This window comes from Paenibacillus taichungensis (genome assembly GCF_050994985.1).
GTDB classification, from domain to species: Bacteria; Bacillota; Bacilli; order Paenibacillales; family Paenibacillaceae; genus Paenibacillus; species Paenibacillus taichungensis.
In genome coordinates, this window is the sequence record NZ_CP194720.1 from 671,433 (window position 1) to 690,798 (window position 19,366).

Sequence of the window (19,366 nt, forward strand, 5' to 3'; positions counted from 1 at the left end):
GAATCAACATACAATGACTTTCGGGAGGTACATAACGCAGTCTTGAACTGTGTAAGATGCCCGGAAGTGACGCACTCTGTTTTTAATGCCTTGTTATAGGCTGTTGAACAGAGAAACGGGCATATGAACAAAAGGTAATATACAACAATTTTCATGCCAATTGTTTAAATGCTTCTGTAGCGGTTAATAGTAGACAGACAACAACAAAAACTTTAATTAGAGGTGAATGATATGGGTTGGTTATGGTCATTAATTATCGGTGGTATCATTGGATGGTTGGCAGGTCTGATTGTTGGTCGTGACATTCCCGGCGGCGTTATCGGTAACATCATTGCCGGTTTTATCGGCGGATGGTTAGGTGGAGTGATCCTGGGAGACATGGGTCCAGAAATGGGCGGATTCTACATAGTACCGGCATTAATCGGTGCCATCGTACTTGTAGCGATCGTGAGCTTGATCTTCCGTTCTATGGGTCGAAGCCGCGGGTAACGAATTCAAGATTTCTTGAATGAACAGTTAGTCGGCAACAAGCAGTATGAATAGCTGTTAATATAACAGATGTTTCTGAAGAGGTTGATGGAAGTCCACGGACGTGGCTTTCCATCAACCTCTTTTTGTTTTAAGATATAGGTACAACAGAAAGGGATGAGTGTGCATGGAAAAAGCTACATTTGCCGGCGGATGCTTCTGGTGTATGGTTACACCATTTGAAGAGCAACCAGGCATTCATGGTATTGTATCAGGCTATACCGGCGGTCACGTCGATAACCCAACATATGAGCAGGTCAAAACCGGGGAGACCGGTCATGTCGAGGTCGTTGAAATTACATTTGATCCAGAGGTGTTTCCGTATGAACGACTACTGGAGCTATACTGGCCCCAGACGGACCCAACCGATGATGGAGGGCAATTTCAGGATCGTGGAAGTCAGTACCGTACAGCGATCTTTGTCCATAATGCACGTCAACGCGAGCTAGCAGAACAGTCCAAGCAGGAGCTGGCAGCAAGCGGGCGATTCAATCAACCGATTGTGACGGAGATTCGGGATGCAGTTGTGTTCTATCCGGCAGAAGATTACCATCAGGATTACCACAAGAAAAATGAGAAACATTACAAGGAAGACCGTGCAATATCTGGACGGGATGAATTTATTGAAGAAAACTGGAATAATTAATTTCATTTACAATAGACCGATTTGCATCAGATCTTATTGAAAAATCCGGGAGAGTTCCAACAGGAACTTCCCCGGATTTTTTTGATTGTTCAATGATTAAGAGAATGTTATCTCAATGGCTTCAGAACTTATCTCTGTTTTCCCACCAGTATTTCTAAATCAATCGTAATCTGGGATAAGGACTCTTGAACGCTGGCTATAGCTGATTCCGACCCATGCCAGGAGAGTGGTGTCATATGAATAAGTGAATTCATCATGATTTCCGATACGGGCAGAGTGTATGTTAGCGGAATGCTGTCTAAGAGATGATGATGCTTGGTAAATCGGTCCAATACATACTCTCTGCTGTCTAATTGATGAGATCGGCCCCGAAACAAAAGCTCTCTCATTTCCATTAGATATCGGTCACGGGGAATTACTTTGATAATCCAGCCATCCTTTTTCATCACCCGCCCGAACTCTTCATAATTCGAAGGGGAGAGGATATTCAGGATCACGTCCAGTTGCCCCTCTGCAAAAGGACTATAAGCAAGATCACCAACAAACCAAATCTGCTGGTCGTAGGTAGAAGAAGCCATGGCAATACCCTCTTTGGCGATGTCGATCCCCCAGCCCACAACTGGAGTGTTTTGTGTAATCTGATACAAAAGAGATCCTTCTCCTGCACCTGCGTCCAGAATATGCAAGGGCTGACTGCTGCCATCGGAGTAATCTTCAATCCAATGGCGAATGATATCGGTCAGAGGTGTATAGATAGCCGTATGAGATAAAATATTCCTTTTGGCTGTAAATAAACGTTTGTCATAGTTTCCCTTGAAAAATCGTGTCATGAAATTGATATAGCCTTGTCTTGCCAAATCAAACGAATGCCTGGAACTACATTGAATATTGTCCCGACTAATCGTTGTCATTGTGTGATGACAGACGGGACATTTAAGCATATGGATGTATGGATAAATAAGCGCAGCACTACGTTCTCTGCGTTGGATTGACATGGAATAACACCCCATTCATTCAGATATGGATAACTGAAGAAAAGGGCATAACAAATAAACCTCTATCGAACATTTTGAAAAAAGAGGTTTATGTTATGCCCTAAGTTATCTGTATCGAATGAATTGAATAATCATGGGAGGGCTACGCTCCTTGCCAATCAAGAGTAGGGTGAAAAAGTGAACGATACTATTATACCAGTTTGCGCAGAGAGGATAAAAGGGAGGGGGACTCTCATCGTTGTGTGAAATAACAGAGCGCCCTGTTAACCGTTAGTCGGTCAACCAGAGCGCTCTATTTACTATTTAGCTGAGGCTGTCTTCAATACATACTTGGATAATGCATCGTCATTGATCTGATAAATAATATGATCGTTGTACGTTGAATATCCATCGAGCAATCCAGGAGAGGATGCAAACTCATATTCATGTACCGTATCCAATGTTTGTGGATCAAGAATATAACCCTTTTTAGCGAAATCAAGTTTGTATTGCCCGTCTTGTGTACGATCAACCTGCATGAGAATAGGCTGCTCTTCCTTAAATGTACGTTCGGTCACTTTGCCTTTCATGGTGTACAGCTCCAGCTTTTGGCCTGTAAACAGGGTATAACTGTTGCCCGCGGTCTGAACATAGGCATCACCGGCAATAGCACGGCCCCAGGCCAGTTTGCCATCGGTGCCAAAGCCCATCAGCTTGTTACCCGTGTTCGCAAAATTGGCACGCATGATCACGGAGCCATCTTCCAGAATGGCCAGCGATTCACCGCCGCCGTCTCCCAGAGTGTTGGCATTGCTCGGGAACTGGTAGAAGGAAAGACGATTCAGCGTACGATCGTAAATCTCCACTTTGGGGTTAGCGGCAGGCTGCCAGAAGCTGCCCACTTTGGTTTGCTTGCTTGCATCGACTACGATTCGATCACTGCCTGCTTTGAGTACAGCACCGTTGATCGTTTTTTCCGTAATCAGTTTTCCCTTTTTGTCATACAGCGAGATGGCTGATCGAACGGAACCGTTTGATTGAACACCAGGGCTCGAAGCGATCAATAACGTATCGTCATCCAGAAGGTACATGGAAGATGAATTACTCACGTTTTTGACCCAATTGGTTTTGCCGGAAGTATTGAACGAGTATACCTTTTTGGTTCCATCCGAATATTCCATATATACATAGGCTGTGCCGTTGCTGGTATATAGTGAATTGGAGTAGGTTGTATAAGGCCCACTTTTCTCATGGAAAATAACGTTCCATTTCAATTGTCCGGTCGTGGCATCCAGCGCCTGAAGCGAATCCAGCTGCCAATCCAACTTCGTATTACTGCTTGTTTTGGTCACGGGCTGGGAAGAATGCACATACACCAGATTTTTCGCGGGTACTGCGTTCACTTCGTTGACGATAACGTCTTTCTCCGTATTCACTTGCGTGAGTGAGAGAGAAGATGATGTCCATGAAGGCTTAGGCAATGGTGCATTTTGTTCAGCGGCCGCGTAGCTTGGTGTATGCAGGCTGAAGAGGAGCGTGCCACTGAGAAGAAGCGCAGCCCATGTTTTGGACTTTCGTTTGTTGGATGTATGCAAGTTATAAACCACCTTTCTTCGATTCAAAATAGAACCGATTGTTGAATTCTACCATTTCATACATGTGAAATTCAACCTGAGTGTCTGTAACCTTTTATGATTAAGGTATAATATTATGGTTGTTTGGAGAAGTTCGAGGGTTACAGGGAATTCATCTTCTTTCTGTTAAGAGAGAAGTCTGCTATATTTAGTCGGGTGATGAGGGCTAAGAGGGGTACAAGCCTGCCAGATTAGAGGAATGACAAGGAGAACAGACATGAATTGGAATGAAAATATGATGACTGTGGGTATAGGGGGGATTATCCTTCTACTACTCATTACCTGGATCATTCGCCGTGTAATTCGGCGAGGGCAGCGCATACGAAGTGAGGCCAACCCGCGTAAGATTACGATTAAGGATATCGATAAAATGCAGGATGGATCGGAATTTGAACTGTACCTGTATCATTTATTCCAGCAGCTCGGTTATGCCGAAGTACATAAGACTACAAGCAGCCGTGATTTTGGTGCTGACCTTGTGTTTGTGGATAGAGTAGGAAGGCGAAATGTCATTCAGGCCAAACGTTACGGAGCGAATCATCCGGTTGGACTCAGCGCAGTACAGGAGATTTACACGTCCATGCGTTATTATGAAGCAGATCGTTCCATCGTGCTCACTTCAGCCAGATATACGGAAGCATGCCGGACGCTGGCAGCGGTTAACGGGGTGAAGTTGCTGGACCGTGAAGATCTGATGGACCTGATCATGCTGTTTAAATCCAGAAGAATGGAAGAAGCACTGGAGTTGATTGAGGAAGACGATCAGGAACCTGTCGAAACATGGCAATCACGGCGGAAAAGAGTTCCACGTTAATCACCTTCACTTGTCTGCCTGCACATGATATATTGAGTGCATACCAACCAAGGGAGTGTGTTCTATTATTATGGCACGTACACAAACACAAAAAGCATTGCGAAAAGCAGAGCGGTCAGGACAATGGTGTCCGGAGCAAAGTCGGAGAGTAAATGGAGATTATGGAGCGTTATCCCAGCATGTTCGACTCATGCCCACGAAACAGGAAAAATTGCAAAAGGTCAAACACAAGAAGCGGACCCAGGATGGTGGTGCTTCTTTTTATTTTGTCTTTGGTGTGCAGAGTGCTGCATAAGCTCAAAAATTTAATAAAAGATCTTCCTTCGATTGGTATGACATCCCTTGGACTGTTAAAATCAATGTATCTCTTTTGAATTGGATCAATTATAGCTATACATTCTCCTATCTTCGATGAAGGGAAGAATTCTACATATGACAACAGCTCTTCGCATGGATAAAAAAATCGTTCGGCGTTTTTTGCTGCAAACGCAATCTTTATTGGGACGTTGGCCCGCTGCTTCCTTGCCTTCGGGTCCTGAACAGGTCATGGAGCTGATTCGCACCCTTGGCTGCGTACAGATTGATCCTGTCGCTGCCGTAACCGGGAATCAGCATTTGGTGTTGGGCGCTCGTGATCCGGGCTATATCTCTGAGTACTTACATACCTTGCTAAGTGATCATAAAGTGTTCGAATATTTTGCCAATGCTGCATGTGTCATTCCGATCGAAGATTATGCGATGTTCGAACCTGTGCGTGCCCGATTACGGGAGCGTCTGGCTCCTTCCCTGCAAGGGCTGGAGAATACAGTGCAGCATGTGCTGAAGCGTTTGGAAGATGAGGGACCGCTCCCGTCAAGGGCTTTTCGTGCCGTCGAACGGGTGAGTGGATATTGGGACAGTGCAGATGTGCCTAAAACGAAGGACACCTCGTTAGCGTTGAACTTGCTACTGGATTCGGCTGCCATTCGTGTCGTGGCAAGGCGGGGGAATGAACGTTATTTTCATATTACTGAATCCGGACTGCTGGAGCAGGGCCAATCCATGACAGCGGAAATCGATATCTTGGCTCAGAGGCAAGCTTTGATGGACAAGTACATTTACGCATATCGGGTCGTGGATGCCCGAGATCCACGATTAGGTTGGATGAAATCTACGGCTGCTGAACGTCGGAGTGATATGGCTGCACGTGTCGCAGATGGTCGCATGATTCCGCTGGAGGTAGAGGATGTTGCGACGCCTTATTATATCCGTGCAGAAGATGAGGGTTTGTTGCGTGAGATGGAAAGGGAAGAGCCGCATTATGATCCATCAGGTCCGGTACGATTCCTGCCTCCGCTGGACAACCTGCTGTGGAGACGGGAACGGATTGTGGATTTATTTGATTTCCATTATAAGTGGGAGATATATACACCAGAGGTGAAACGAACTTACGGATATTACGCCATGCCCATTCTTCACGGCGATCGGCTGATTGGACGTATGGACCCGCGACTCGATCGCAAAACGGGCGTGCTAACGGTTCGGTTGTTATCGATGGAAGAGACTGCTCCGCCTGTGGAGGAATGGATAGCGGATTTTCGGGAGGGACTCCAGTTCTTTGCAACGATGCATGGAGCGCGATCCATAAAGGTAGAGAAGACGGTGCCGAAGGGGTTGAAAAAGCAACTCAAGTCGATTTTATAGAAGCGGTTGACGTCAAAAAGGGAGCGAAAGCTCGCTCCCCTAAGGCTTAATCTGGACCTGTAATAAGATTGTTACTCCAATCTCACAGCCAAATTAGTTTTCAATTAACGCAGATGTGGTACTTCAACATTTGGATCAACATCTGCTTCATAATCCACGCCGTCGGTTTCGAAACCAAACAGTTGGAAGAACTCCTGACGGTATCCTACCAAATCGGACAGATCGTAGATATTATCTGTGGTCAGCTCGTCCCAGAGCTTCGCCACTTCTTCCTGAACGTCCGCTCTCATCTCCCAATCATCAATACGAATACGCCCTGCTTCATCGGTCGGAACTTCTCCTCCCGCATAGAGGCGATCAGCGAACAAGCGTTGCAATTGCTCGATGCATCCTTCATGCAAGCCTTTTTCCTTCATGACTTTGTACAACGCAGAGATATACAACGGCACCACTGGAATTGCGGAGCTTGATTGGGTTACGAGCGCTTTGGCTACGGTTAGGTAAGCACGTCCACCCTTTGCACTCAGACGATCATTCAGCTTGTGGGCTGTCGCTTCTAGATGGTTTTTGGCCTGGCCGATGGAGCCATCACGATAAATGGCATGTGTTAGTTCAGGACCGATATAAGAAAAGGCAATGGTTGTTGCATTGTCGGCGAGTACGCCACCTTGTTGCAAGGCATCCATCCACAGTTCCCAGTCATCTCCGCCCATCACGGCTACGGTCTGGCGAATTTCTTCATCGGATGCCGGATCAATCGTAACGGACGTTACTTCTCCCGTATGGAAATTGACTGTTTTGTTCGTATACGATTGTCCAATCGGTTTGAGCACGGAGTTGAATACTTCACCAGTAGTCGGATCGGTACGGCGTGCTGACGCCACGCTGTAGACAACCAGATCAACCTGACCGAGTTCACTGCGAATCAGTTCAACGGTCTTTTCTCTGGTTTCGTTGGCAAAGGCATCACCTGTGATGCTGTATGATTTCAGTCCTGCTTCTTCCGCAGCCTTCTCAAATGCAGCAGAGTTGTACCAGCCTGCTGAAGCCGTACGTTTTTCAGTGGAGCTGCTGGGGCGGTAAATGCCGATGGTGTTGGCTCCGGCACCGAATGCGGATACGACGCGCGAAGCAAGTCCATATCCAGTAGAAGCTCCGATAACGAGTACGTTCCGCGGTCCGTTCAATTGCGGTTGGGATTTTACATAATCAATTTGCTCCTGGACTTGTGCAGCACAGCCTACAGGATGGGAAGTTGTACAAATAAAACCACGTGTTCTTGGTTTAATAATCATTCATTTGCATCCTTTCATATTCAACTCTTGTTCTTCATTATTGGATAATGCTCTTGTACATACCACCTTATTGTAAAACAATTGCCTCCGAAACGGAAACCGTTTCGATGGATTTGGCTAAAAGACGGTATCCGGCTTCGTACCCTGGATGATATTATATAATTTGAACTAAACATTTACACGACAACGGAGAGGACAGAACAGATCTGGAGAAGCGAAGCGTTCGCCTTTATCACCGGATTTTTGTGATTCACAGGATCGAAACGAAAGGAAGACTAGCCATGCTGAAGGAACGGATTGAATTTCTGAGCAAAAGAAAGCAAATCTCCCGCAAAGACCTCGTGGAAGGTCTGGTTACGCAGGCTCACTTTGCCAATATTCTGGCCGATCGTTACCCACTCCCTGAAGATCTGGCAGAGGCTATTGCGTCACGTCTTGGCGTAACGACTTCCTATCTGTTAAACGCTTCTGCACAGGATGAAGAAACACTGGCGCGGGCAGAGGTTATTTTTGAACAAATGTCAGTTCCAGCCTCCGTGATAGCAGAAGATATCGTACACGCGCTTGAGGATCGGGATGATGCGCTGACAGTAGAGCTAACCACGGCCTTAATGAAGGCGGTCTATTACCAACAATTAAATGATGCATCGGCTCATGAATATATACATACATCCTATCTGAATTTTTATCTAGAGAAATACGGCCGTCCTGACGATGTAGATCTGCCGCGTCCGCTAGCGAAGGCGTTATTATATTACAAAGTGCAGTACTATCGTTCCAAGCTTGCTTCTGTGGATGTGTTAACGCATGCAACCAGGCTAAGTGAATTGGCCCTTCCTGGAAGTGAATTCTGGCTGTCTGTGCAAAATATCAAGATGGAAGCCTACATTCAGGTCAAACAGTACGAAGAGGCCAAGCAGGTATTCGATCTCACCATGAGACATGTCTATGATCAGCGGCTGTTTCATCGGTTGTCCGGTTTATATGTGGCGTACAGCGGATATTGCTTTGCGATGGGACTGGTACAGGAGGCGCTCTCGGCATTGACTATGGCAGAGGCGAATCTGGTGTATGCCGGTAATCAGGGCGATCTGGTCACTGCCATTGCGAATAATCGGATTGTCATGTTAACCATGACGGGGGAGCTGGATCAGGCGCAGTCGGAGATCGAACGATTCGAATCCCTGTTGCAGCAAGAACCCGAAGAAACCCAGCAGGCCATGAAGCCATTAGTGAGTGTGTATCGGTGTGAAGTGGCACTGGCACGAAAAAACTGGGGGGCACTTGCGCAGAGTGTGGATCAACTGTTGAATAGTGCAACAACTCAGGATCAGCAGATGAGTGCAACCTTCTACCAGAGCCATCTTGCTCTTGCGCATGGAGATCGTGAAGTGTTCATGGAGCGAGCGCTCGCATGTCTGCCTTATTTTGAGTCCGTGCAGCATGCCATGCGTCTTGAACCTTTATATGAGGGAATGGCCGTGGTGTCCGAGGATCTGCGAAAATATAAGGAAGCCGCCATGTATTATCGGAAGCTGGTCTACCTGTTACGCAAAAAATAGATCGAAAATCGGCGTGGAACCGCCGTTTTTTTGCATGATTTTGTTCAATACCGGTGCATTAGGCACAAAATATGCCTCCAAACCTTTCATTTAAGAGTCGTTTTCGGCTCTTTTTTTGCGGAATCCATCAAAAAGCATGTTAAAGAAACGAGAATTCAGTGGTTTAATCACCGGATTTTTCGTTTCTTTTGTATGCAGTCAAAAGGGTATTCAAGGACAAGCCCTCCTGTTTATACTTTAACTATAACCAAAAATAAAAAAACGAGGTGTTCATTATGGGATGGTTTGGTAAAAAGAACAAGCAGGAAGATGCGATTGCGAAGGCAGATAAAATGATGAATAAAGGACTTACCGGCATGATGATGAAAGGTTTTGTATCAAAGGAGCATCGGGAAGCCATCAACCAGAGTCTGGATTCGGCAAAACAGGCACAACTGGCGGCAAGTGGTTCCCTTCCCTTAACTGCAACAGCCACGGTAATCACGATTACCGATACGGGCAAGCTGATCAATTTTGATCCAATTGTTGTGCTTGTGCTGGATGTAACAGAGACGAATGGCAATCAGTATCAGCGAACATTGGAAACACTGGTGTCCAAGATGCAGATTCCACGCGTGGGAGATCGAGTGGGATTGGGGCAAAATCCGGCGAATCCGACAGAGTTAATTTACATGGGTCTGTTGTCCGTCTAGAAGGTGTTCGAACTACAAACGAGCATTCTATCTTTTAATAAAGACAACTAACAACGAATAATAGAGATATAGAGAGGGTGGGGCAGATGGTAGGTTTCCTGAGATTGGTCGGTGTGTTGACTGTGTTTGGGGTGGGATTCTCCCCATTTCTGGCACAGCAGCTGTGGAATGATCCTTTTATCATTATGCAGGCATGGTGGTATACACCAGCGATTTTTGCCGGATTTGGGCTGATCTTTATTCCCTCCATTTTGGCTAATATCTTCGGCGTTGGGAGAGTGAAGTCAGGATTACCAGCGGTTGGTGTCATTAAAAGCATCCAGCAGACGGGTACGTATATTAATGAGCAGCCGGAAGTTCGACTGGGCCTGACCGTCTCGCGTAAAGGACGTGAGAAATACGATACCGAGTTGAGAACGATCATACCGTTGACGTCCATGGCTCAGTTTCAGCCGGGCAGCTTCATTCCGTTAGTGGTCTCCGTGAAGGATGAACGCAAGGTAGGACTTGATCTGAAAGGACGATTGTCTCAGGAAGATATGCAGCAATTGCTGGATGAAAAGATGGTGCAGCATGGCGTGGCACCTGAGATGATGGATATTGCACGAACGGGCGAGAAAGCGATGGCCAAGATATTGGATGTTACTCCACTTGGAAGCGGAGGTAATGGCAAAATCAAACTTCAGCTAACGCTTAGTGTAACGAAGTCAAATGGAGAGACATTTAAGGTCACTATACCAAAGGAAATTTATCCATCTACCCTACCTCAGGTTCAGCAAGGTCATATTATTAACGTGATCTACTCGAAGCAGGACCCGTCAAAAGTAGTGTTGGCATTGAATGTACAGGAGGAACAACTAAGTAATTTGTTCTCAACCTGATGGCTATATAAACAAAAAACCTGCAACATCACGATTCAAGTGATGGGCAGGTTTCTTTTGTGTATTTTATTATAGGGGAAATCTGGATGAGATTAGATTAAGATCAGACGATGCCCAGGCGCATCCGATATGAAAATAGAACTTGTCTCGATTCACCGGCAAATATACGAGTAGCCAGCTGTCTAAATTCGTCTGCTACCTCAAGTAGATCAGTCGCTCCGAGTTTCACTGCCGTTTGCAGGCCGCCTTGGCTTAGTGCCAGATTGACGTATCGGTCGGCATCGAATGTTTCCCGATGATGAAACACAATTTCGCGCGAGTAACGGAACAAGCCGGACTGCTGAATCTGCTGCAAATGTCCGTCTTTATTCCATTTATGTGCTTGATTCTCCTGGGGAGCCAGACTGGCAGCTCGATGATCTGCCTCCGTATTCAAATGCAGATAGGCTTGTTCCAGCTGCCAATCGACCACTGGTGGCCAGTCACAGTCGTAGGCAGCAAATATGCCTCCTGGACGCAGTACACGCGCAAATTCGCGCAGTGTGGACTGGGGCTCCATCCAGTGGAACGACTGTGAGCAGGTCACGATATCCACACTGCCATCAGGTAGTCCCAGTTCGTGGGATAGGCCAGAGACAAAACGCAGATGGTCCGGTTTGCCTGCTGCTTCCCATTTGGACTCTGCGACAGCTCTCATATCATCGCTTGGTTCGACGCCAATAACACGTTCTGCCTCATTTAGCCAAATCCATGACGATAAGCCCGTACCACAGCCAACATCCGCGACCAAGCGAGGTTTGCTGCCCAAATAATTCGTCAGAATATCTACGACCTCGGTGGGCGCAGCAGGCCGGTTCTGGTCATATAACGTACCGAAACCTTTGAATCGCTCCACATTGTTACGTCTAATGTCTTGCATGGACAAACCTCCTTCAGGAAATGGATAGATAGCAAAAAAGTAAAAGAATCAACAGATGATCAGAGCTTCATTATATCATTCATTTTCCAACCTGTTGTAAATGTTCTACCGCGTTGATATGTCGCCTAAGCAGTTCCTGTCCAACGTGTGGAGGCTTGATTACGGTCAGGTCAGATCCAAACGACATCAGGAAGGAGTACAGCCATTCTCCCTCATTCAGTTCAAGGGCAACGCGCAGCCTGCCGTCGGAATCTTTTTCAACGCGTGACGGTTCAAAAAAATCATACACCCTATAAGCAATGGAGTTGGAGAACGACAGTTCCAGAGCGATTTGGTTGATTGTGACGTGAGTCTCATTTTCCGGTGATCCGATGTTTATATTGTTTCGGGGAACCCTCGGCAGAATTTTTAGCTGGGTAATGCGTTTCATTTTGAACGTCTGAAATTCGTTTCGATCGTGCTCGTCGTGAATGTACCCCTTAAAATACCAAGTACTGTTCTTGAACAAAAGTTTGAGAGGTTCAACCGTCGGAACACTCTTCTCTCCATCCGAATTGACATAGTGAAACGTAATCCATTGATTGGTGAGGATCGCCTGTTTGACCTGATTGAACAGTTCCCTCTCCTGCTGTGGAATGCTGCCCCATGGTGAAAAGTCGAATTCGATCCAGTCCAGCTTGTGATCAAACAGGGCGGTTAAACGTTTGAGCATATGGGCAGTGTTAAGGTGAGGGATGGCGCTGACGCTATATAATCCAAGCAAAATTTCATTCTGATCATCTTCGGACAACAGGGATTTGTCCATGACAAAGTTGTCCATGAGATGGATGCCGCCATGCTTGCCGGTTGTCGTGTATACGGGAATACCCGCGGCACTCAGTCTGTCGATATCACGGTACACTGTGCGCACGGATATCTCGAACAAACGCGCGAGCTCGGGTGCGGTAGCTTTCTTTTTCTCCAATAACAGCAATAGCATTCTGAATAATCGGTTATTTTCCATGCCGACATTATACCATGACAATAGGTGTCAGGGTATGGGTGGTACACTGGATGTATAGTGTTAGAAAGATCATGAAGTAGGAATGGATGATGTCGATGAAAGACGGATTTTTCTGGGGTGGCGCAACGGCTGCCAATCAGTTTGAAGGTGGATGGGACAAGGGTGGTAAAGGCCCAAGTACTTCCGATATGATGACAGGTGGAACGCACACAACACCACGGCGGATTACGCCTGTACTGGAAGAGGGCACGTATTATCCGAGCCATGAAGCGGTTGATTTTTATGGTCATTACAAAGAGGATATTGCCCTGATGGCCGAAATGGGTTTCAAAATGTTCCGCATGTCCATTAACTGGTCCAGAATCTACCCGAACGGTTATGATCTGGAGCCAAACGAAGAGGGATTGCAGTTCTATGACAACGTCTTTGACGAGTTGAAAAAGTACAACATTGAGCCGCTCGTGACCATTTCTCACTACGAGACACCATTTGGTCTGACCCAGAAATATAACGGTTGGGCTTCGCGCGAAGTGATTGATTGTTATATCCGATATTGTACAACCCTCTTCAACCGATACAAAGATCAGGTGAAATACTGGCTGACCTTTAATGAGATTAACTGTCTGACGATGCCAATGGGGGCTTATATGGCTGCAGGTATCCTTTTTGAAGGCAAAGAGACTTTGATCGATGGAGTTGATGATCCTCAGACCCGCTTCCAGGCGCTGCATCACCAATTTGTTGCAAGTGCAAAAGCGGTGAAGCTGGGACATGAAATCAATCCTGATTTCCAAATCGGCTGTATGGTCGCTTTCATGACAACATATCCGAATACATGCAACCCGGACGATATTTTGCTCGCGCAGAAGAAGGACCAGCTGTCCAACATGATCTGTGGAGACGTACAGGTTCGTGGAGCATACCCTGGATTCGCCAAACGTTTCTTCGCCGAAGAAGGCATCCAGATCGAGATGCAGCCGGAAGATGCACAGACTCTGCGTGAAGGCTGCGTGGACTTCTATTCCTTTAGCTATTACATGTCCTTGGTCGAGAGTGCGGATGAGTCGTTGGATAGAGCAGAGGGAAATCTGCTGGGCGGCATCAAAAATCCGTATCTGGAAGCTTCAGACTGGGGCTGGCAGATCGATCCTAAAGGATTGCGTTACACGCTGAATCACCTGTATGACCGTTATCAGATTCCATTGATGGTTGTGGAGAACGGATTGGGTGCAGTGGACGTAGTAGAGGAAGATGGCTCCATTCAGGATGACTATCGCATTGATTATTTGAGAGGTCACATCGAACAAATGAAAGAAGCCGTTGCCGACGGTGTGGAGCTTATCGCTTACACGATGTGGGGATGTATCGACTTGGTCAGCGCATCCACAGGCGAGATGAAGAAACGTTATGGCTTCATTCATGTGAACAAGGACAATGATGGCAATGGTGATTTGAGCAGAACACCCAAGAAGAGCTTCCACTGGTACAAAAAAGTCATTGAATCCAATGGCGAGGAGCTCTAAGTTGCCACTGTAAAATAGATCCATAATGACGTAAAAGAACCTCATTGGTGCCTGATGCACCCATGAGGTTCTTTACGTTTGGTTTGTTTTCAAGCATGGGTTGGATCATTGCATGGTGATCGAAAAAGCTTAAGCGAGAGGTTGGGACTGTAACAGGGAAAGGCGTTCCAGATGTCGCTGATAGAACCATATGCATACGGCAAGCCAGCATCCACTCAGAAAGTACCCACCCACGACATCACTGGGATAGTGCACCCCCAAATAAATTCGGCTCATTCCAATCGTCAGGATGAAGATCGCACTCACGATAATCATGAGTACGCGTCCAGTCGCTGTCGGTACATGCTTCCAGATTAAGAAGGCCAGGCCGCCATACAAGCTGAACGCTGCCATGGAATGGCCACTCGGGAAGCTATAACCACTCACCTCAATAATCCGGTTAATCGTAGGTCTGGCGCGCTGGAATACCAGCTTAATCAATGCATTGAGCAAAGTCGAGCCCGTAATAACACAAGCCAGGAAGAGCAGCTCGCGTTTGTGCCTGAGGTAGATATACAGCACAAGCATGGCGAGAATGGTAATGACAACCACAGGCACCTCGCTGCCAATCCAGGTAAAGAGCTGCATCAATCGTGTCATTCCGGGTGATTCCATGCCCTGAATCCAACCAATCAAGGTATCGTCAAAGACGTGGATCTGGTTGTCGCTGATGGACAGGGCGATGCTTACAAATGCAATGAGACATAACGCTGCAACGAGCAGCGGGATGGAGATATTCTTTTTCAAAGTCTGATTCAAGTGACGGTTTCCTCCAAGGTGTCTGAATTCTGATGATGCTCAATACAATATTCGTATTATGCTATAATCTTACAATAAATATAGCTTCAAACAAAATGTGAACGATTACAAGAAGGGTGTTGCAATCTGAGCCGGGGGTGAAAGGATGAAGCGCTTAGTATGGTTTGCATTGATATTGTTGTTGGTTGGATTTGGTTACACGGTATTTCCTGGGGAGAAAGCTTATGCTTGCAGCTGCGTAGAATCGAACGCCCAAGAGAAATTGAAGACGTCTACGGCGGTTTTTACAGGTAAAGTGGTGAAAAGGGGTGGGGTGCAGATATTTAGCACTGACCGAGTGAGAGCATATACCTTTGAAGTGGATACCGCATGGAAGGGTGTTTCTTCTAAACGAATGACTGTCATGGGTAATGATGCCGGTTCGGAATCTTGTGGGATTCAATTGGATAAGAACCAATCCTATCTGATCTTTGCTTATCAGAATAAAATGGACGATAAGTTGCATACGAATCTTTGCAGTGGCAATGTTTCCATTGATCAAGCTGGAGACGCGTTGAAGCTGCTGGGAGCAGGAAAAGTAGTGAGTCAGGCTGATTTTGAAAAAAACGATCAAGGACGAAGTTGGTCATTTTATCTCATAATATATGGTGGGGTTATTCTATTGCTTGTATTGGTAAGTGGCTGGATCTGGAGAAGGAAGAAGCGCGCGTGAATGCTAGGATCTGATTTAAGGGAGAATGGTAGCACGGCAACGGAAGGGAAAAGAAAATCCCCGTGTGGAACATTGAGGTAAACTCGCGTTCCAAGCGGGGATTTAATACATTTGGTCGGATAATCGTACCGATTAAATTAGTTTAACTGCAGCATATATTCATAAGCCGTGATACCGAATACTCGTTTAAAGTGTCTGTTCAGATGAGTCAGGTCGACAAAACCACATTCGGCTACAGCGGAGTAAACATCCTTATGCGTTTCAATGGACTGTCTGGCACGCTCCACCTTGCAATTCAGAAAAAACTGGTAAGGCGATATGCCAGCATGGGACTTGAACTCGCGGATAAATTGAAACTTGGACATGTTGAATTCCGCACACAGGTCGTCCAGTTTCAGCACATCTTCAATACTGCAAAACATCATTTCTTTCGCTTTTCGAACCAGATTGTCCTGAGGCCGCCACAACTTGGTGTCCATTTCCGACTGGGAGAGTAATTGCAACAGGCCCAAAAGCAGTTCACTGCATTTCGCTTCATCCTGTCCTTTTTGAATAGCATCATTCAGCATCAGGATGCTTCGTGCAAGCACAGGGTCATAGACGATGGGGCTATTAAAACGCAATTCCTTTTTCCCTAGAACCTCTTCGACCAAATCCGGCTTCAGATATAGCATGACATAGTCTATGCCGGCTTTGTCATAGGAACTTCCATCGTGGGACTGCTCCCGGTTGAATAACATCACGCCGTTTTTGTGGGAGGCCTGATAATGTCCGTCCAGATGGTATTGCTGAATACCGCGAAGCGTGACTCCTACTGCATATTCCTCGTGGCAATGCTTTTTATAGGTGAAATCCGTAAAGCTGGCGGATAGAGCCAGTACGTCCTGTGATTTCTTATAGTTAAACAATTCCATGCTGCACACACCTCCCGCGCGTTAGATGATTCCCGATACCATAATGGCTGAGTATAACAAAAAAAGGGCCATTAGGATACTCACTGCTTTTTGATGACGATTAAGTAAGGTTCTGAAGATGGAGCCAAACACGGCCCAACTGGAATAGGCCAGGAAGCCGATGATGGTAATAATGATCACGAACAGAAACGTTGACATGGTGCTATCGTAGTACGGCAGAACATAACTGGGAATAACTGTGAACGTGAACAGAACTACTTTTGGATTCACAAACTGCATGATTAAACCGTTTAGAAACCCCGTAACTTGCTTCGATCCCGTCTCGGTGGAACCCATTTTATAGACTTGATAAGCCAGATATATCATATAAACACTACCCACGATCTGCATCACTTGGAGAATACCAGGCAATACCTCAGCAAGTACATGATTGAGAAGAGCAGAAGCAGCAAGTAATAAGCCAAATGCAACGGTGGCACCCCACACATACTCCATCGTTTTCCGGGGACCAACCTGTCCGACGGAAGTGAGAATCACAATATTGCTGGGGCCTGGTGTGAAGGTAACGACAATACAATAGATGAAAAAAGATGTAAGATTCATAGGGCCTCCCCGAGTTGTAGTTACATGATCATACTCCGGGGAGGCATTGGCTTATAGTACATTATTGCAGCAGATTGCACATGAGCAGAAAAAAACATAACTTTCCAGATAATAGAAACGTCATGGAAGTAACTACTTTGATATCGAGGTGATTAAATGAAAACTGTCAGTAAATTGCTGTTCCTATGTATGATACCTCTTTTATTGTCTGCTTGCTTAAAAAATGGGGAAGGTGACCAACCAATCAATAATTTGGATCTGAGTCCTCCAGTTGAAATTTCATTTGAAGAGGCTGAAGCCAGGACCCCTTTTGAAATCAATCAACCGTCAGTTCCTTTCCAAGTTACTCAAAAATCAGCGAGGATTTTAGATACCAATGGTACATTTGAAGCAGTAGAAATCACGTATGCCAATACCGACGAAGGATTGAACCTGATCACTATGATTACAAATTCAAAGGTGGATACGCCTCCGAAGGGGAAGAAAGGTTTAAAATTATCTAATGGCTCTCAAACATGGGACCAAGGAGACGGACATGTAAGTGCCATCTATTGGAGAAACGAGGGTTTAACTTACTCTCTTATTTCAGGAAAAAATAACAATCTTGAACCGTTATACGATTATCAAACATTAGTTGAAATAGCAAATACATTAAAATGAAGCATAAGGCAGTTCTCCTTTAGATTAAAAACAACACCAAAAGACTCAACCTCACTGTATGTACAGAGGAAGTTGAGTCTTTTGGTTACTGTAGCAAAACACCTGTTCAATGAATAAAGACTGAAAGGTTAATTTACATTAAGGCATCCAGAAAACGAGTAGCGATACCGAAATAGATAAACAACGACAATATATCATTCAACGTTGTGATTAATGGGCCGGAGGCGACCGCAGGGTCCACTTTGAAACGACTGAGCAGAAGAGGAATACAAGTACCGGTCAGTGTTCCGATAACCAGGGTGAAGAATAGTGATACTCCAATAATCGCTCCGAGCAGCCAGTCACCTTGCCAGAAATAGGCGATGACCGTGATCAGCAAACCGCATACAAGTCCAATCATTGTGCCTACTTTAATCTCTCGGCCAATAAGCGCGAGCACTGTGGCCTTGTCCAGCTTGCGTCCAATCAAGCCACGTACAACCACTGCAAGGGATTGTGTACCCGTATTCCCCGTCATACCGGCTATCATGGGCATGAAGAACGCCAGTGCCACAACCTGATTCAGTGTGTCTTCGAAAAAATCCACGATGCTGCCTGAGATCAATCCGATAAATAACAATAAAATCAGCCATGGAAGGCGACGTCTGACGGCAACCAATGGTTTGGTATCAAAATCGATGTCTTTACTGCCGCCACCCATCTTGGCGATGTCTTCACTGGCTTCGTCCATAATAATATCAATGACATCATCCATTTGGATAACACCGCATAATCTGCGGTTTTCATCCACGACAGGTAAAGCCATAAACTCATAACGTTGCAACAGCTGTGCAGCTTCTTCCTGGTCCATATCAACTGTTGCATGGATGACACGCCGAGTCATCAGCTCTTCTACTTTGGTGTTGTGATCTGCCTGAGCAAGGGATTGATAACTCACGACTCCGACCAGTTTGCCTTCATCATCGGTGACATACAGATAACTGGTTGCAGGAATGTGCAGCGTAGCCTGCGATTCTCTCAGTGCTTCCTTTGCGGTTTCATGCGATAACAGCGTACGGTAACGATCGGTCATGATCCGTCCAGCCGTTTCCGGTGGATAGTTCAGCACGGAGCGGATAATGGCGGAATGATCGAGATTCATATTGGACAGCAGTTCTTCTCTGCGTTGGAGGGGCAGATCATGCATGAAGCGAATCAGATCACTTTTGTCCATTTGCTGCATGACTTCAAGAGTGCGCTCCGGGCCTAAATGTTCGAATAGATGCACCTGTTCGTGAAGCGTGAGCGCTTCTGCCATGTCGGCGAGCACGTCCGGTTTGAATAAGAGCAAGAAGCGTTTCGTCTCTTGTTCAGGGAACTTTTTATATACGAGAGAAAGGTCATAGGGATGAAGTTCTTTGGCCCATTTATAAAACTCGGTCAGGTTTTGGGTTTGCACGAATTGCACAAGGAGCTCCGTAATCTCTTCAACCGAAAAATCTTTTTTGGGATGGGATCGATTCATATGTAGTCTCCTTTCTAAATG

General features: G+C 46.0%; 20 protein-coding genes. 11 read left to right on the forward strand and 9 right to left on the reverse strand.

The features are described 5' to 3' along the window. The first annotated feature begins 231 nt into the window (after positions 1–231). Positions 232–489 (forward strand): GlsB/YeaQ/YmgE family stress response membrane protein, encoded by a 258-nt coding sequence (locus ACR1R9_RS03110; RefSeq protein ID WP_017686880.1) that lies wholly within the window; start codon positions 232–234, stop codon positions 487–489. Between the two features lie 166 nt (positions 490–655). Beyond that, positions 656–1,174: a peptide-methionine (S)-S-oxide reductase MsrA gene (gene msrA / locus ACR1R9_RS03115; protein ID WP_076287813.1), complete on the forward strand. Its 519-nt coding sequence runs from the start codon at positions 656–658 to the stop codon at positions 1,172–1,174. 128 nt (positions 1,175–1,302) lie between these two features. Here msrA and ACR1R9_RS03120 read toward each other — a convergent pair whose 3' ends face one another. Next, positions 1,303–2,184 (reverse strand): putative RNA methyltransferase, encoded by an 882-nt coding sequence (locus ACR1R9_RS03120; protein ID WP_433956415.1) that lies wholly within the window; start codon positions 2,182–2,184, stop codon positions 1,303–1,305. A 284-nt stretch (positions 2,185–2,468) separates the two neighbouring features. Continuing rightward, positions 2,469–3,743, reverse strand: a complete 1,275-nt coding sequence (locus ACR1R9_RS03125) for a hypothetical protein (RefSeq protein WP_326066138.1) — start codon at positions 3,741–3,743, stop codon at positions 2,469–2,471. 256 nt (positions 3,744–3,999) lie between these two features. Between ACR1R9_RS03125 and ACR1R9_RS03130 the strand changes: the two genes are divergently transcribed. From ACR1R9_RS03130 to ACR1R9_RS03140, 3 genes are all read left to right on the forward strand, one after another. After that, the gene (locus tag ACR1R9_RS03130) at positions 4,000–4,596 is read left to right on the forward strand and encodes a restriction endonuclease (protein ID WP_433921783.1); all 597 of its coding nucleotides are present in this window, start codon (positions 4,000–4,002) and stop codon (positions 4,594–4,596) included. A 70-nt stretch (positions 4,597–4,666) separates the two neighbouring features. Continuing rightward, a complete protein-coding gene (locus tag ACR1R9_RS03135; protein WP_076287817.1) occupies positions 4,667–4,891 on the forward strand; it encodes a hypothetical protein in 225 nt (74 codons plus the stop codon). 116 nt (positions 4,892–5,007) lie between these two features. After that, positions 5,008–6,279, forward strand: a complete 1,272-nt coding sequence (locus ACR1R9_RS03140; protein ID WP_326101770.1) for a DNA glycosylase AlkZ-like family protein — start codon at positions 5,008–5,010, stop codon at positions 6,277–6,279. A gap of 104 nt (positions 6,280–6,383) precedes the next feature. On the opposite strand, the gene fabV is transcribed toward ACR1R9_RS03140, so the two are convergent. Next, positions 6,384–7,574, reverse strand: coding sequence for an enoyl-ACP reductase FabV (gene fabV / locus ACR1R9_RS03145; protein ID WP_326066136.1), 1,191 nt, complete (start codon positions 7,572–7,574; stop codon positions 6,384–6,386). A gap of 281 nt (positions 7,575–7,855) precedes the next feature. Here fabV and ACR1R9_RS03150 point away from each other — a divergent pair, with 281 nt between their 5' ends. From ACR1R9_RS03150 to ACR1R9_RS03160, 3 genes are all read left to right on the forward strand, one after another. Beyond that, entirely contained in the window at positions 7,856–9,136 is a 1,281-nt protein-coding gene (locus ACR1R9_RS03150; RefSeq protein WP_076287820.1) for a transcriptional regulator, read from the forward strand. A 275-nt stretch (positions 9,137–9,411) separates the two neighbouring features. Next, on the forward strand, positions 9,412–9,828 hold the full coding sequence (locus ACR1R9_RS03155) for a hypothetical protein (protein ID WP_072734719.1): 417 nt from the start codon (positions 9,412–9,414) through the stop codon (positions 9,826–9,828). A gap of 86 nt (positions 9,829–9,914) precedes the next feature. Further along, complete coding sequence (locus ACR1R9_RS03160) at positions 9,915–10,709, forward strand: hypothetical protein (RefSeq protein ID WP_433921781.1); 795 nt, start codon at positions 9,915–9,917, stop codon at positions 10,707–10,709. Positions 10,710–10,812: 103 nt separating this feature from the next. Here ACR1R9_RS03160 and ACR1R9_RS03165 read toward each other — a convergent pair whose 3' ends face one another. Both ACR1R9_RS03165 and ACR1R9_RS03170 read right to left on the reverse strand, forming a co-directional pair. Further along, the gene (locus ACR1R9_RS03165; RefSeq protein ID WP_433921780.1) at positions 10,813–11,628 is read right to left on the reverse strand and encodes a class I SAM-dependent methyltransferase; all 816 of its coding nucleotides are present in this window, start codon (positions 11,626–11,628) and stop codon (positions 10,813–10,815) included. A 79-nt stretch (positions 11,629–11,707) separates the two neighbouring features. After that, positions 11,708–12,607, reverse strand: a complete 900-nt coding sequence (locus ACR1R9_RS03170) for a helix-turn-helix transcriptional regulator (protein WP_433921779.1) — start codon at positions 12,605–12,607, stop codon at positions 11,708–11,710. 113 nt (positions 12,608–12,720) lie between these two features. On the opposite strand from ACR1R9_RS03170, the gene ACR1R9_RS03175 reads away from it, so the two are divergent. Further along, a complete protein-coding gene (locus tag ACR1R9_RS03175; RefSeq protein WP_411836333.1) occupies positions 12,721–14,154 on the forward strand; it encodes a glycoside hydrolase family 1 protein in 1,434 nt (477 codons plus the stop codon). Positions 14,155–14,283: 129 nt separating this feature from the next. On the opposite strand, the gene ACR1R9_RS03180 is transcribed toward ACR1R9_RS03175, so the two are convergent. Beyond that, positions 14,284–14,952: a phosphatase PAP2 family protein gene (locus tag ACR1R9_RS03180; RefSeq protein ID WP_076287824.1), complete on the reverse strand. Its 669-nt coding sequence runs from the start codon at positions 14,950–14,952 to the stop codon at positions 14,284–14,286. 145 nt (positions 14,953–15,097) lie between these two features. Between ACR1R9_RS03180 and ACR1R9_RS03185 the strand changes: the two genes are divergently transcribed. Beyond that, on the forward strand, positions 15,098–15,664 hold the full coding sequence (locus ACR1R9_RS03185; RefSeq protein WP_433921778.1) for a hypothetical protein: 567 nt from the start codon (positions 15,098–15,100) through the stop codon (positions 15,662–15,664). Between the two features lie 137 nt (positions 15,665–15,801). Here ACR1R9_RS03185 and ACR1R9_RS03190 read toward each other — a convergent pair whose 3' ends face one another. Both ACR1R9_RS03190 and ACR1R9_RS03195 read right to left on the reverse strand, forming a co-directional pair. After that, entirely contained in the window at positions 15,802–16,578 is a 777-nt protein-coding gene (locus ACR1R9_RS03190; protein WP_076287826.1) for an AraC family transcriptional regulator, read from the reverse strand. 21 nt (positions 16,579–16,599) lie between these two features. After that, on the reverse strand, positions 16,600–17,181 hold the full coding sequence (locus ACR1R9_RS03195) for a LysE family translocator (protein ID WP_076287827.1): 582 nt from the start codon (positions 17,179–17,181) through the stop codon (positions 16,600–16,602). Positions 17,182–17,337: 156 nt separating this feature from the next. On the opposite strand from ACR1R9_RS03195, the gene ACR1R9_RS03200 reads away from it, so the two are divergent. After that, positions 17,338–17,841 carry a hypothetical protein gene (locus ACR1R9_RS03200; protein WP_326066134.1) on the forward strand — a complete coding sequence of 168 codons (504 nt, stop codon included), beginning with the start codon at positions 17,338–17,340 and terminating at the stop codon, positions 17,839–17,841. A 133-nt stretch (positions 17,842–17,974) separates the two neighbouring features. Here the strand turns inward: ACR1R9_RS03200 and mgtE are convergent, their stop codons facing one another. After that, complete coding sequence (gene mgtE, locus ACR1R9_RS03205; RefSeq protein WP_326066133.1) at positions 17,975–19,345, reverse strand: magnesium transporter; 1,371 nt, start codon at positions 19,343–19,345, stop codon at positions 17,975–17,977. Positions 19,346–19,366 lie beyond the last annotated feature (21 nt).